This window comes from Ruegeria sp. H6 (assembly GCF_056532975.1).
On the sequence record NZ_JBQFOA010000001.1, the window covers coordinates 390,078 to 403,889 of the forward strand.

Here is a 13,812-nt window from a genome sequence, read left to right on the forward strand (position 1 = left end):
TTTCGGTTTTCCGGCCTTCCCGGTTCACGGGTTTACGTCCAAATCCAACACCAGAATACCGTCAATTCCGCCTACCGCGTTTTCGACAAGCTGACCGCCGAAGCCCTTGTGTTCGTCGTTGTTCTGATAGGTTTCCAGCGCCGCCCAATCGTCAAAGTCGATGACGAAGCCGTGCATATACCCACGCTCGATCTGTTCGGGGCTTTCCGACCGACCGCCGACAAAATTGCGCGCACCCGGCAGTTTGTGGGTCAATGCGGACAGACCGTTGTAAATTCCGGTGATAGTTTCTTCTGGTGTCTCGGATTTGAACTTGGTCAAGACGATATGTCTGATCATGACAGGACCCCCTGGTCTTCCTTGATCATGTCGGCGGCTTTCTCGCCGATCATGATTGAAGGCGCATTTGTGTTAGATGAGTTGACTGTCGGCATCACCGACGCGTCGGCCACGCGCAACCCGTCGATCCCGTTGAAACGCAGGCGCGGGTCCAAAACAGCCTCGGCGTCGTTGCCCATGCGGCAGGTTCCCGCGCAATGGTGCGACGTCTTTGAATGGACGCAGATGAAATCGAAATATTCCTGATCTGTCTTCACGTCCGGCCCCGGTAAACGTTCGGCCAGAACATAGGGTTTCAGGGCGTCCTGCGCCAAAATCTCCTGCACCAGTTTCAGACCGCGGATCGACATCTCGCGATCATAAGGATCAGACAGGTAGTTCGGGTCAATCAGGGGCATGTCCGCGGGGTTGCTGCTTTGCAACCTGACCGTCCCCCGAGAGCGGGGCCTGAGGTGACACGCATTCAGCGTGACGCCGCCGTTGGGCATCGCCTCGACCCCCGCTTCGATCCCCGTGCCCAGGCCAAGATGCATCTGAATATCCGGCGAGCGGGCATTTTCATCCGCATACCAGAACCCCCCGGTCTCGAACAGGCTTGAGGCCACGGGCCCTTTGCGGGTGAACAGGTATTGAAGCCCGGCCAATGCGGACAGGTGCAGCTTGGCAAACCGGTCATAGGTATGGGGTCCGGTCACCTCGCAGATCGCGTAGAGATCAAGGTGATCCTGCAGGTTCGCGCCGACGCCGGGCTGATCAAGAACCGGGGCGATCCCCAGGGCCTTCAGCTGGTCGGCAGGGCCAATGCCCGAAAGCTGCAACAGACGCGGTGAGCCGATCGCGCCGGATGACAGGATCACCTCGCGATCTGCGGTGATCACGGTGCCGTCGATCATCTCGACACCGGTGGCGCGCCCGGCCTTGACGGTGATGCGTCGCACCTGAGCGTTCATCTGGATGGTCAGATTGGGCCGCGATCTGGCGGGTGCAAGGAAAGCCATTGCAGCCGATGACCGGCGCGCGTTGCGTTGGGTCAGTTGATAATACCCCGCTCCGTCCTGCTTTTCGCCATTCACATCCATGGTCTTGGGAATGCCAAGCTGGCCGGCTGCTTCGATGAAGGCATCACAAATCGGCAAAGGCGCGGCAGGCATCGACACACCAAGCGGCCCGCCGGTGCCGTGATACCTGCCGCTATAACTGTCGTTGTCCTCGGACTTCTTGAAATAGGGCAGGACCTCTTCATAGCTCCAGCCCTCACACCCGGCCTGACGCCATTCGTCATAATCCTGGGCGGCACCTCGAGTGTAGATCTGCGCATTGATCGCGGAACCGCCGCCAATGACCTTGGCCTGCGTATAGTTGAAAACCTTGTTCTGCATCGACCGCTGGGGCACCGTGCTCCACCCCCAGGATCCGATGCCCTTGGTCATCTTTGCAAACCCGGCGGGCAGGTGGAAAAACGGATGACGGTCACTGCCACCAGCTTCAAGCAGCAAAACCCGTATGTCGGGGTTTTCCGTCAGGCGCGCGGCAATAACGGACCCTGCGGACCCACCACCAATCACAATGAAATCATATCCTGCCGTCATGCTGCCCATTCTCTTTTCTGGATGTGGCGCCCCGTTCGCAGGGCCAGCGCTGCAATCGTCAGTGCGGGGTTCACCGCTGCGGACGTTGGCAAGACCGACGCGTCCACGATGAATAAATTCGGGTGATCATGGCTTCGACAATAGGGATCGACCACGCTTGTGCCCGGGTCCGATCCCATCCGCGCCGTGCCACATTGATGAGACGGCGTGCGACGGTCAAAAGGTTGGGACACAACAACCGGAAAGCCAGCCTTGCGCAGCTTGCGCTTGAGCGACCGGACCAGTTCCAGATGCGCCTTCCAGTTGGATCGCTGCCAATCCAGCCGTATCTGCCCATCTTTCAGGGTCACGCGGCTTTCTGGGTTGGGCAGGTCTTCGGACATCGCATAAAAATCAAAGCTGCGCGCGGTGACCCACGAGGCCAGCCATCCGGGCAAGGATGAGGTCGCGGCCAGAATGGGGCCGGTGATCTTGCCCAGCATCTGAATATTGCCCAACGGGGGACCACCCTTCCCATCCTGCAAATAGTAATCATTGACCATCAGGGTTTTCTGATAAACGCACCGGTTGCGCCGAAAGGGGTGCAGCGCCAGCACCGCAGAGCAATTGTGGTTCATGAAATTGCGCCCGACCTGATCAGATCCATTGGCAAGGCCGGTTGGGTGGTTCTCATTGGCCGAGGCCAACAGCAAAGCGGCGGACTGAACCGCGCCTGCGGCGAGCACGATGATCGGCGCGGTCAGCGTGTGGTTTTCCCCGTCTCCTTCGACCTCAACGCCGGTGATCTGACCACCCGATCCGGCGACAAGCCGCGTTACACATGCGCCGGTCTTCAGCTCGACATTCCTATGCTTCAACGCCTGTTTCAGACCGCCTGTCTCGGCATCCATTTTCCCGGCACAGGTGTTGGGAAACGCGTCCCAGGTTGTTTGCCCAGCCGCAAGCCATGTCTCCAGATCAAGCCCGAGGGGAATGGTCGACGGCGTCAGCCCCGCGGTTTCTAGCCGGGTTTTGAGGGCCTGAATATCCGGCTCATGCGGTACGCAAGAAAAAGGATAATCGCCGGAATGATGCGGCTCGGTCGGGTCCTCGCCCACTCTACCGCGCACGCCGTAAAGTACCTCGGCGGCTTGGTAATCTTGCTCCAGCTCATCATATGTGATCGGCCAGCCCGGGGTTGATCCGTCGCGGTGCTGGATGGGTTCGAAATCTTCCGCCCGATAGCGTATCAGTGCTGCGCCATAGAATTTCGAGTTGCCACCAACATAGTAGTAATTGCCGGGATTGAACGGCTGATCCCGACCATCCAGCCAGGTTTCCTTTGGTCGAAAAACGCCTTCGCCAAAGATCGCCTGTGCATCCCGGTCCTGGTCCGACGGTGTCAGATGCGCGCCCCGTTCAAGGATCAAGATCCGGCGCCCCGACGGCGCCAGCGCGGCGGCCAGCGTTGCCCCTCCCATACCCGACCCGATGATTATGACGTCGGCATGGGTCACGGAACAATCCGCATCTCGCTTTCCGGATCAAAGGCCACGGCCTTTTCCATGTTCACCGCAAAGGCGAAATCCTGACCCGGCACCACCTCGGCGTCCGAGCGCATCCGGGCGATCACATCGCGCCCGCCCAACTGCATCGACACAAACGTGTCCGAGCCGGCAGGTTCCGTCACCACGATCCGGTTGGTCATCTGCGCGATGTTTGTCGACTTGCGGTCGGCGCCGTCCATATCCGTGATCGTCTCGGGCCGGATACCCAACAGGATATCGCGCCCGTCCCAGGCGGCCAGATTGTCCTGGCTGAACGGCAGCTGCGCCATCGACCCGTCATGCAGCGCAACCTCGGCATGAGGGCGACCGTTCAGAACGGTGACTTTGGCAGGCACCACGTTCATCGCGGGCGAGCCCATGAAGGTTGCCACGAAGATATTGGCCGGCGTGTCGTAGATTTCCTGCGGTGAGCCCAGTTGTTGCACGTAGCCGCCATTCATCACCGCGATGCGGCTAGAGAGCGTCATCGCCTCGATCTGGTCATGGGTGACGTAGACAATCGTGGTGCCCAAGTTCTGGTGCAGCTTTTTGATTTCGGTCCGCATATCGACCCGCAGTTTGGCGTCGAGGTTAGACAGCGGCTCATCGAACAGGAACACATCCGGGTTGCGCACCAGCGCGCGGCCCATGGCAACGCGCTGACGCTGACCGCCTGACAGCTGACCGGGCTTACGGTCAAGCAATTGCTCGATCTGCAGCAATTTGGCGACCTCTTGCATCGCCTTTTCGCGTTCTGGCTTGGGCACCCCGTGCATCTCAAGCCCGAAAGTGATGTTCTGCCCAACCGTCATGTTCGGGTAGAGCGCATAGCTTTGGAACACCATGGCGATGTTGCGGTTCGACGGGTGCACCCCGTTCATCACCTGATCCTTGATGCGGATCTCGCCGCTGGTGATCTCTTCCAGCCCTGCGATCATGTTCAGCAAGGTCGACTTGCCACAGCCAGACGGGCCGACAAGCACCAGAAACTCACCCTCCTGCACCGAGATATCGACCTTGTGCAGCACCTCGACCGACCCGTAGGATTTGGTCGCGTTGTCTATGTCCAGAAATCCCATGAGACCTTATCCTTTCACGGAACCCGCCATCAGGCCGCGGACGAAATATCGTCCGGCCACGATGTAAACGAGCAGAGTTGGCATGGCGGCCAGAATGGCGCCTGCGAAATGAACATTGTATTCCTTTACCCCCGTTGACGACTGCACCAGATTGTTCAGCGCCACTGTCATCGGCTGGCTGTTGGCATCGGCGAAAGACGCACCAAACAGGAAGTCATTCCAGATGTTGGTGAACTGCCAGATGATCGAAACCACGGCGATCGGCCCGGAACTGGGCAGAAGGATGCGCCAGAAGATCTGGAAGAATCCTGCCCCGTCAATCTGGGCGGCCCGGATCAGCTCGGTCGGGAAAACCGCATAGTAGTTGCGGAAATAAAGCGTGGTAAACCCGATCCCGTAGACCACATGGACCAAGGCGAGACCCCATGTCGTGCCCGCCAGCCCGATGATACCCAGCATCCGCGCCATCGGGATCAGCACGATCTGGAACGGGATGAAGCAGGCAAACAGCATCAGACCGAACAGGATGGTGTCATACTTGAAGCGCCATTTGGTCAGCACATAGCCGTTCAGCGCGCCAAGGATGGTCGAGACGATCACGGCGGGAACCACCATCTTGATCGAGTTCCAGAAATAGGGCTTCAACCCCGTCGGATCGACACCGATCTGCGCCGAGGACCACGCCTTGAACCAGGGCTCAAGCGTGAAAACTTCGGGCAGGTTCATCATGCCACCGCCGGTAATCTCTTCCAGCGGTTTGACCGAGTTCACCAGCATCACGTAAAGCGGCAGCAGGTAGAACAGCGCGAACAGCAGCAGTACCAGATAGATCAGCGTGCGGGTGACGCGACCGGTGCGAATTGCGGTATCCTGAGTGGCCTGGGACATCAGCGTTTCTCCCGCAGTTCAGCATACAGGTACGGGATCATGATCGCCGCGATGGTCATCAGCATGATCGTGGCCGAGGCCGCGCCGATCCCCATCTGGTTGCGCGTGAAGGTGTAGGAATACATGAAGGTCGCGGGCAGTTCGGTGGCCCGGCCCGGCCCCCCGCCGGTCAGCGCGATCACAAGGTCAAAGGTCTTGATCGCAAGGTGGCTGAGGATCACGAAGGCCGACAGGAACGCGGGCCGCAGCTGCGGGATGATGATCCGGCGATAGAGGTTCCAGTTCGAGGCCCCGTCCATCTGCGCCGCCCGCAGAATCTCGTTGTCGATGCCACGCAGGCCAGCCAGGAACATCGCCATCACAAAGCCGCTGGTCTGCCAGACAGCCGCCAGCACGACGGTATAGATCGCGTAGTCGCGGTTCTTGATCCAGTCGAATTCGAAACTGGTCCAGCCCCAGGTGTGCATCACGTTTTCCAGCCCGATGCCCGGATCCAGAAACCATTTCCACGCGGTGCCCGTTACGATGAAACTCAGCGCCATGGGATAGAGGTAAATCGGGCGCAGCAGCCCCTCGCCGCGGATTTTCTGATCAAGAAAGATCGCAAGCCCAAGCCCGATGCAGGTGCAGATCACAATGTAGAGCCCTGCGAAAATCCCCATATTGATCAGCGAGGTTTCCCAATGGCTCAACCGCCAGAGCTTGTCGTAATTCTCCCATCCGACCCAGCCGAAGGTTGGCAGGATGCGGCTGTCTGTGAATGACAGATAGACCGAAAACAGAATGAAGCCGTAGACAAAGACCAGCATCATCGCCAGCGATGGCGACAGGACCAGCTTGGGAATCCAGTTCTGAAGGCGTGTCTTGAAATCCGCGTTGGCTGAAGCAGCCATGGCGCGCCCTCCTTCGAGTTGGGATTGGGTTGAGGCGTGGGATGGACCCGCAGGTGACAGGGCGGCAATTCCGCCGCCCCATCGGGAGGATCACATCACGATCACTTGGCGATTGAGACGGCGTCGACCAGTTCGACAACAGCCGTTTCGCTGTCATATTCGCCGTTGAAATGCGCCGTCACGACGTCATAGACCGCGTTCTTGACCGAGGCAGGCGCCGCATGGCCATGCGCCATCGACCCGAACAGGTTGCCCGAGGATGCAGCCGCCGCCAGATCCTTCATACCCTGCTTGCCGCAGTCGTCGAAATCGGCATCGCTCACGTCGGTCCGTGCCGGAACCGATCCTTTGACCACGTTGAAGGCCGACTGGAACGAGGGCGACAGGATCGCGCTGGCAAGGGCTGCTTGTTCAGCCGAAACCGAACCGCCCTGATCGAACATCATGAACTGGTCGGCGTTGAAGGTGACTTGATCCTGAGTACCGGGGAAGCGGAAGCACAGGAAATCCTGGCCGGGCACTTTGCCTGCATTCAGAAACTCACCCTTGGCCCAGTCGCCCATCATCTGGAAACCGGCTTCGCCATTGATGACCATCGCGGTCGCGAGGTTCCAGTCACGGCCCGAGAAGTTCTCGTCCACATTGTCGCGGATAAAGGCCATGCGGTCGAACGCCTCTTTCATGGCGTCACCACCCAGTGCACCTTCATCCAGATCGATAAAGGCCGCCTTGTAGCCGTCGGGGCCCAGGGTCGACATGGCCACCGCGTCAAAAATTGTCGCATCCTGCCAGGCCTGACCGCCATGGGCAATCGGTGTCACGCCCGCTGCCTTAAGGGCTTCGACCGCAGCGACGAACTCATCCCAGCTGGTGGGCTGTGCGATGCCGTTTGCATCCAGAACCGCCTTGTTGGCCCAGACCCAGTTGGTGGAATGCACGTTCACCGGGGCCGACACCCATTTGCCGTCATGCTTGGCAAATGCCTTCAGCGCGTCCGGTACAACATCGTCCCAGCCTTCCTGCGCGGCCACGTCGTTCAGATCGGCCAATGCGCCCTGCGCGGCCCAGTCCTGAATGTCAAAGCCCAGACCCTGAACGGCGGTTGGCGCGTTGCCGGCGGTGACGCGGGCGCGCAGAACGGTCATCGCCTGCTCACCACCGCCGCCTGCAACCGGCATATCGGTCCAGCCGACACCCTGTCCCGACAGATCATCCTTGAGAACGTTCAGCGCCGCGGCCTCACCGCCTGAGGTCCACCAGTGCAGAACCTCAACCTCTTCCGCATGGGCCAGGCTGGTCGTGCACAGCAGGCCTGCCACAATCAGAGATTTGGTCTTCAGAAGATTACGCATTTTGTTTCCTCCCTTAATGCGATCTTTTCTCCGGTGCTTCGAGTCGCACCGGTCACTCTTGCGGCACCCACGGCGCCCGGCTGTTGCCGATGCGCATGACCACCGATTTCACCTCAAAAAATTCCTCAAACCCGTAGCGTCCGATCTCCCGCCCCTGCCCGGATTGTTTGACGCCCCCAAAGGCGACCTCGGGGAATCCGTCCATCCAGGTGTTGGTCCAAACCGTACCCGCTTCTGCGCGTCGGGCGAATTCCAGGCAGGTGTGAACGTCGTCACTCCAGACCCCGGCAGACAGACCGTAAGCGCTATCATTGGTCAGTGCGATGGCTTCGTCCAGTGTTTTGAACGTCAACACCGACAGAACCGGGCCAAACACTTCATCCCGCGCAATCGGCATGTCCGGCTGGACATCTGTGACGATGGTAGGTTGGTAAAACTGATCGCCAAGCCCCGCGACGCTCAGGCGGTCCCCGCCCAGAGCAATGGTCGCGCCAGCGGCTTGAGCCTGTTTGACGTATCCGTCGATCTTGGCGTTGTGTTCCGGCGTGACAATCGCCCCGACCTGAGTGCTCGGGTCCAAAGGATCGCCGAATTTCACCTTGCGGGACAGGTCTACAATTCTGGCCGAGAACGCCTCGGCGATGTCCTCATGAACAATGATGCGGCTGCTGGAGTTGCAGCACTGGCCGACGTTGAAATAGACACCAAAAACTACCGCATCTGCAGCCGCATCAAGATCGGCATCGGGAAAGATCACCTGCGGGTTCTTGCCGCCGAGCTCCAGCGCGACTTTCTTGAGCGTATCCGACGCCGTCTTGCTGATCGTCTTGCCGACGGCGGTCGAGCCGGTGAAGCTGATCATATCAACCGCATCATGGCTGGAAAGCACGGATCCAACTGGCACACCATAGCCAAGAACCATGTTGCAGACGCCCGCGGGCAATCCGGCCTCGATCAACAACTCGCCCAGCATCAGCGTGGTCGAGGGCGTCATTTCGGACGGTTTCACAACAACCGCGCAGCCTGCGGCCAGCGCAAAAGGAAGTTTCTGGCTGAGGATCCAGAACGGAAAATTCCAGGGCGTGATGATCGACACAACGCCGATGGGTTCTTTCAGAACGACCCCCATCATATCCGCGCCCAGCGTGTTGTGGCTGTCGCCATGGGTGCTGCGCGCCAGTGAGGCGGCATAGCGCCAAAGGTCCGCCGCACCGCCAACCTCACCCTTCGACTGGCTGATCGGCTTGCCGCTTTCCAGTGTTTCGATCAGAGCGATCCGGTCGACATTCTGCTCGATCAGGTCGGCCACTTTCAGCAACACGGCTGCGCGGTCCTTGCCCGAGGCGCGGCTCCAGACGCCGCTGTCGAACGCCGTGCGCGCGGCAGCGATTGCGGCATTGGCCTCGGTCTCACTGCCCAGGGCTGACCGGCTGACGATATGCCCGTGCGAGGGCGAGCGGCGCTCGAATACCTCGCCCGAGGCACTGGCCTGCCACGTTCCATCAATCAGATGACGGCCTTCGAACATTTCAGGCAGCGCGAACGGGATCGCAGGGTTGATCGTGAGGTCTTTCATATGCGTCAAAGCCCTGAAAACTGAGGGTTACGTTTTTCCAAAAACGCCGCGACGCCTTCGTCCCGATCGGCTGAGGCCGCCGCGGCAGCGCTGCCAAGCGCCTCGATGGCGGCTGCTGAATCTTCGCCAGTCGCCGCATGGATCATGTTCTTGGCAATCTCGGTGGCGCGGGGGGACAGTGTCTGCGCCTCGGTGGCGATCTCAAGCGCGCGGGTCAAAACATCGTCGGCCACTTCGGCGGCATAGCCCAAGGCAACCGCGCGGTCTGCGCCAATACGGTGACCGAACAGGGCCATTTCCTTGACCGCGGCTTCGGGGATCAGCCGTATTAGGCGTTGCGTCCCGGACCAACCGGGCACGATCCCAACGCGGGCTTCGGGCAATGCCAACGTGGCGCGCGGTGTCATCAAGCGCAGGTCACAGCAGCTTGCCAGCTCCAACCCGCCGCCAAAGGCATGGCCGTTGATCGCCGCGACCGAGGGTTTGCCGATCCGCGACAGGCGGTCAAAGATGCGATGCCCTTCGCGCACCCAATGACGCGCGAATTCGGCGGGGCTGAGTGCGCCCCAGGCGCTGATATCCGCACCGCAGCAAAAGGCCTTTTCCCCTGCCCCGGTCAACACCAGCGCCCGGATCGTGTCGTCCCGTTCAACCTGTTTCACATGCGCCTCAAGCGCGTCCAGCATGTCGACGGTCAGCGCATTCAGCTTGGACGGTTTGTCCAGCGTCAGGATCGCTGTTGCCCCGGCGATGTGAAAGCCAACCCCGCTCATACCGTCAGTCCCATCGGACCGTCGGTGAACAGGGACTTGGGCATCAGGGTCGCGTTCTCGGCCACGGTGACCCGCCCGTTTGACGCCGCCACGATATCCTGCTGCGCGCTGATGCCGGGCATGATCTCGGTCGCAACAAGCCCCTGATCAGTCAGGCGAATGACGCAGCGTTCGGTCACATAGATCACGTCCTGCCCCAGCTCGCGCGCGCGTCGGCCCGAGAAGGTGACATGTTCGACCTGATCCACCATCTTGGTGAACTTGCCGGGCGCGGCGACGCTGATCCCGTCCGAGCCAAGGTCGATCTTGGCACCGGCCTCGAACCAGCCCGAAAAGACGATCTTTCTTGCGCTTGCCGTGATGTCGACGAAGCCGCCGCACCCGGCTGTCAGATACGGCTTCTTACCCAGTTTCGAAACGTTCACGTTGCCCTCGACATCGACCTCAAGGAACGAAAGGAACGACATATCGAACCCGCCGCCCTGAAAATAGATGAATTGCTGGGGTGAGGGCACATATGCATGCGCGTTCGAAGCACACCCAAAGGCAAATCCGGTCAGAGGAACGCCGCCAACGGCGCCCTGTTCAATCGCCCATGTTACGGCCTTGGGGTGTCCTTCCTCCAACAAGATTCGCGGAACCATGGCGCTGATGCCAAAGCCCAGATTGGCGCTCATGCCCGCGCGCAATTCCATCGCGGCGCGGCGGGCGATCACCTTCTCGACCCCGTGTTCGGCCAGTGAGAAACTGTCCCAAGGACGCATAATCTGACCCGAAATGGCCGGATCATAGGCTGTTTCGGTGGTTTGCTTCTGATCCGGGTCCTCGACTACCACGTCGACCAGATGCCCCGGTACACGCACGTCATGGGGCCGCAGGCTGCCCTCGGCGGTGACGCGTTGCACCTGCGCAATCACCAGCCCGCCATGGTTGCGCACGCAAATCGCCTGTTCCAGCCCGCCCAGATAGGCCCCTTCATGTTCGTAAGTCAGGTTGCCGAATTCATCCGCCGTAGTGGCCCGCAAGATACAAACGTTCGGGATGATGTTGGGAAAGTGCAGCCACGTCTGACCGTCAAACTCTTTCCTGGCGACGATGGGCGCGGCGGACCCGCGCGCGTTCATCGCACACCCCTCGCGGATCGGATCAACAAACGTATCCAGACCCACCTGCGTCAAAACCCCCGGACGCCGCGCCGCAGCCTCGCGGTGCATGTCGAACAGGATGCCCGAGGGAACATTGTAGGCCGCAACGCGATCCTCGACGATCATCTTCCAGATCTCGGGCATCTCCAGGCTGGAGGGCCCTGAAGGATACGACCCGGCCAATACCCGCGAAAGCAAGCCCTCCTGTGCCAGATACTCCATCCCTTTCACGCCATACATGTCGCCGGCGGCGATCGGATGCAGGGTCGAGATATTGCGCGGATGCCCTTCGGACCGGAACCGATCGCCCAAAGCGCGCAACACCAGATCGGGGCAGCCAAGCGCCGAGGATGAAGACACCGTCACAACCGCATCATCCGGGATCCGGGACACAGCGTTTTCGGCGGATACCAGTTTGGACATCAATCTACTCCGTCCTGACGGGATGCTTCTTTTGGAACGTTCCAAATCAATTAGTGGAACGTTCCAAAAGAAGCAACAAAAAAATCTGAACTCAGCAAGAGCCCGGTGTTTTCTGCAAAGTAATCAGCGATTCTGGGAAGACCATGTGCCACCGCAAGCCGCGCCGCGGTGTGGCAGTTGGCGCAGATGTGCACCAGAGCTTTGCTGTGACCCCGGCCTAGCACCGGGATCACAGCGGCATGCAAAAAGCTTACTCAGCTGGCATTGACGAGGTTTCCGGATCAATGGTCGTGGCGACACCCGCAGCTTCGCGACGGCCATCGTTCCAGATCGCCTTGATCAATGCGATGCACATCAATGCCATGACGATCGAGAACGGGAGGGCCCCGATCACCATCGCGGTCTGAATGGCCCCGGTCCCGCCCGAGATCAGCAGCCCGCCGACCACCAGCGCCAATGCGGCACCCCAGAACATGATGTGCGGACGCGCCTTGGGCCCTTCGTCACCTGCCGCGTTGATCGTGTTCACGATCAGAACGGCAGAGTCTGCCGAGGTGACAAGGAACGTCATCAGCAAGATCACGATCACAACCGCCATAGCCCAGGCCAGGAACTCTGCAATGGGTGCAAGCATGTAGGTCGTCATGGCAAAGATCTTGTCGCCATTCGCCGCATCGAGGATCACACCATTTGCATCGCCGTTCAACTCAAGATCGATGGCCGTGCCACCGGCCCATGCGAACCAGACAAAACACATCAGCGACGGCACGATCATCGCGCCCAGCACGAATTCGCGGATCGAACGCCCGCGCGAGATGCGCGCCAGGAACAGGCCGACGAAAGGTGCAAACGCGATCCACCACGCCCAGTAGAACACCGGCCACCAGCCCTGCCATTGTGCCAGCAGGAATGCCTGAGACCCTTCAACGCCATCCGATGTGTAGACGTTGAAGCTGAGCCAGGGCAGTGCGATCAGATAATCCCAGATCCCGACAAAGAACGCCTTGGCCCCAAAGAATGTCGCCCCGAAAAGGATGAAGAAACCCAGCAGGAAAATCGACAGCCCCATGTTGATGTTCGACAGCCATTTGATGCCTTTGCCCACCCCGGACAAAGCCGAAAGCGTCGAGGCCCCCATGATGACCAGCAGAGCGACGATGATACCGAGCGTTGTGGCCGAACCGTCCGTATTTGCCAGCCCACCGATGCCGATACGCGTCAAACCTGCCACAAATTGCTCGACCCCAAATCCAAGGGTCTGCGCCACGCCCAGGATCGTGGCCACAACAGCGACGATATCGATCACGTGGCCAAGATTGCCCGAAAGCGCCTTGCCGAACAGCGGTGTCAGAGAGGAACGGATCGTCAGCGGCAGCCCTCGGCGATAGCTGAAGAAGGCCAAGGCTAACCCGGCAATCGCATAGCACGCCCAGGCACCCAAACCCCAATGCAGGAAGGACCAGACATAAGCCGTGCGCACATTGTCCTCACCCAAAGCGGTGGTGACACCCTGAATGACCGATGGATTATTTCCAAAATGTGCGACAGGTTCCGCAACGGCCCAGGTCAGCATGCCCACGCCGATACCGGCACCGAACATCATCGAAAACCATGAAAAGTTCGAGAATTCCGGCTTTTCACCATCGACGCCCAGATTCAGCCGCCCGGCTGCCGGCCAGATGGCCAAACCGATGCAGACAAGTACGAACCCGGTCACAACCCAGATATACCAAGCGGCAAACTGGGACAGAATGGCGGCGTTCCAATCGCCCAATACCCTGCCGGCCTGTGTCGGCCATACGATACACCAGACAACCAGAAGACTGATAATGATCTTACTGATCACCGTCACATTGACACTGAACCCCCGATAAAAACCGTTGTCGGCGGTCTTAATCGGAAGTTCTGAAAGGGGTGGTTTTATTGACATTATCAAAGTCTCCCTGTTGTTGATCTTTTGTTCAAATACCCTGATTTCTACTTTCTGATGCCCCACTCTTGCGCGCAAAGCTTATGAAATCAACGATGCAAGCAAAGTGCTTTGTCAGATCATGTGCTCCTGTTGGCCCCCGAACTCTTCAGGTTTCAAAGGCGGGCATTGCAGCAGCTGAATGAATGGCCTCGCGGCGGTTGTGCATGGTCATCATCGTCTCCCGCGTTTTGCTTCACAGGGCTGAATTCACACCCTTTGCCACAACTTTTGGTACAAAAATCTTCGGTTTTGCAGTA

At 59.5% G+C, this 13,812-nt stretch carries 11 protein-coding genes; all 11 read right to left on the reverse strand.

What is annotated here, in order from left to right; genetic code table 11:
* Nucleotides 1–24: 24 nt before the first annotated feature.
* The 11 genes from ACR0AG_RS01850 to ACR0AG_RS01900 all read right to left on the reverse strand — a co-directional run bounded on the left by ACR0AG_RS01850 (nucleotide 25) and on the right by ACR0AG_RS01900 (nucleotide 13,513).
* A complete protein-coding gene (locus tag ACR0AG_RS01850; RefSeq protein WP_480835856.1) occupies nucleotides 25–339 on the reverse strand; it encodes a Dabb family protein in 315 nt (104 codons plus the stop codon).
* Nucleotides 336–1,928 carry a GMC family oxidoreductase gene (locus ACR0AG_RS01855; protein WP_480835860.1) on the reverse strand — a complete coding sequence of 531 codons (1,593 nt, stop codon included), beginning with the start codon at nucleotides 1,926–1,928 and terminating at the stop codon, nucleotides 336–338. The genes ACR0AG_RS01850 and ACR0AG_RS01855 overlap by 4 nt, the downstream gene beginning before the upstream one ends.
* Complete coding sequence (locus ACR0AG_RS01860) at nucleotides 1,925–3,424, reverse strand: GMC oxidoreductase (protein ID WP_480835863.1); 1,500 nt, start codon at nucleotides 3,422–3,424, stop codon at nucleotides 1,925–1,927. The genes ACR0AG_RS01855 and ACR0AG_RS01860 overlap by 4 nt, the downstream gene beginning before the upstream one ends.
* The gene (locus ACR0AG_RS01865; RefSeq protein WP_480835866.1) at nucleotides 3,421–4,533 is read right to left on the reverse strand and encodes an ABC transporter ATP-binding protein; all 1,113 of its coding nucleotides are present in this window, start codon (nucleotides 4,531–4,533) and stop codon (nucleotides 3,421–3,423) included. The genes ACR0AG_RS01860 and ACR0AG_RS01865 overlap by 4 nt, the downstream gene beginning before the upstream one ends.
* Before the next feature lie 6 nt (nucleotides 4,534–4,539).
* On the reverse strand, nucleotides 4,540–5,421 hold the full coding sequence (locus ACR0AG_RS01870; protein WP_170573034.1) for a carbohydrate ABC transporter permease: 882 nt from the start codon (nucleotides 5,419–5,421) through the stop codon (nucleotides 4,540–4,542).
* Complete coding sequence (locus ACR0AG_RS01875; RefSeq protein WP_170573032.1) at nucleotides 5,421–6,314, reverse strand: carbohydrate ABC transporter permease; 894 nt, start codon at nucleotides 6,312–6,314, stop codon at nucleotides 5,421–5,423. The genes ACR0AG_RS01870 and ACR0AG_RS01875 overlap by 1 nt, the downstream gene beginning before the upstream one ends.
* Nucleotides 6,315–6,415: 101 nt before the next feature.
* Nucleotides 6,416–7,666, reverse strand: a complete 1,251-nt coding sequence (locus ACR0AG_RS01880; protein WP_480835870.1) for an ABC transporter substrate-binding protein — start codon at nucleotides 7,664–7,666, stop codon at nucleotides 6,416–6,418.
* A 52-nt stretch (nucleotides 7,667–7,718) separates the two neighbouring features.
* Nucleotides 7,719–9,242 (reverse strand): aldehyde dehydrogenase family protein, encoded by a 1,524-nt coding sequence (locus ACR0AG_RS01885; RefSeq protein ID WP_480835872.1) that lies wholly within the window; start codon nucleotides 9,240–9,242, stop codon nucleotides 7,719–7,721.
* Between the two features lie 5 nt (nucleotides 9,243–9,247).
* Nucleotides 9,248–10,015, reverse strand: a complete 768-nt coding sequence (locus ACR0AG_RS01890; protein ID WP_480835874.1) for an enoyl-CoA hydratase/isomerase family protein — start codon at nucleotides 10,013–10,015, stop codon at nucleotides 9,248–9,250.
* A complete protein-coding gene (locus ACR0AG_RS01895) occupies nucleotides 10,012–11,583 on the reverse strand; it encodes an acyl CoA:acetate/3-ketoacid CoA transferase (RefSeq protein WP_480835876.1) in 1,572 nt (523 codons plus the stop codon). The genes ACR0AG_RS01890 and ACR0AG_RS01895 overlap by 4 nt, the downstream gene beginning before the upstream one ends.
* Nucleotides 11,584–11,833: 250 nt before the next feature.
* A complete protein-coding gene (locus tag ACR0AG_RS01900; RefSeq protein ID WP_480835879.1) occupies nucleotides 11,834–13,513 on the reverse strand; it encodes a BCCT family transporter in 1,680 nt (559 codons plus the stop codon).
* Nucleotides 13,514–13,812: the final 299 nt, after the last annotated feature.

Excerpts from the sequence above, each read along its gene's own strand:
- ACR0AG_RS01850 (WP_480835856.1), bottom strand. The coding sequence starts at position 339 with ATGATCAGACATATCGTCTTGACCAAGTTCAAATCCGAGACACCAGAA.
- ACR0AG_RS01855 (WP_480835860.1), bottom strand. The coding sequence starts at position 1,928 with ATGACGGCAGGATATGATTTCATTGTGATTGGTGGTGGGTCCGCAGGG.
- ACR0AG_RS01865 (WP_480835866.1), bottom strand. The coding sequence starts at position 4,533 with ATGGGATTTCTGGACATAGACAACGCGACCAAATCCTACGGGTCGGTC.
- ACR0AG_RS01870 (WP_170573034.1), bottom strand. The coding sequence starts at position 5,421 with ATGTCCCAGGCCACTCAGGATACCGCAATTCGCACCGGTCGCGTCACC.
- ACR0AG_RS01875 (WP_170573032.1), bottom strand. The coding sequence starts at position 6,314 with ATGGCTGCTTCAGCCAACGCGGATTTCAAGACACGCCTTCAGAACTGG.
- ACR0AG_RS01880 (WP_480835870.1), bottom strand. The coding sequence starts at position 7,666 with ATGCGTAATCTTCTGAAGACCAAATCTCTGATTGTGGCAGGCCTGCTG.
- ACR0AG_RS01885 (WP_480835872.1), bottom strand. The coding sequence starts at position 9,242 with ATGAAAGACCTCACGATCAACCCTGCGATCCCGTTCGCGCTGCCTGAA.
- ACR0AG_RS01890 (WP_480835874.1), bottom strand. The coding sequence starts at position 10,015 with ATGAGCGGGGTTGGCTTTCACATCGCCGGGGCAACAGCGATCCTGACG.
- ACR0AG_RS01895 (WP_480835876.1), bottom strand. The coding sequence starts at position 11,583 with ATGTCCAAACTGGTATCCGCCGAAAACGCTGTGTCCCGGATCCCGGAT.
- ACR0AG_RS01900 (WP_480835879.1), bottom strand. The coding sequence starts at position 13,513 with ATGTCAATAAAACCACCCCTTTCAGAACTTCCGATTAAGACCGCCGAC.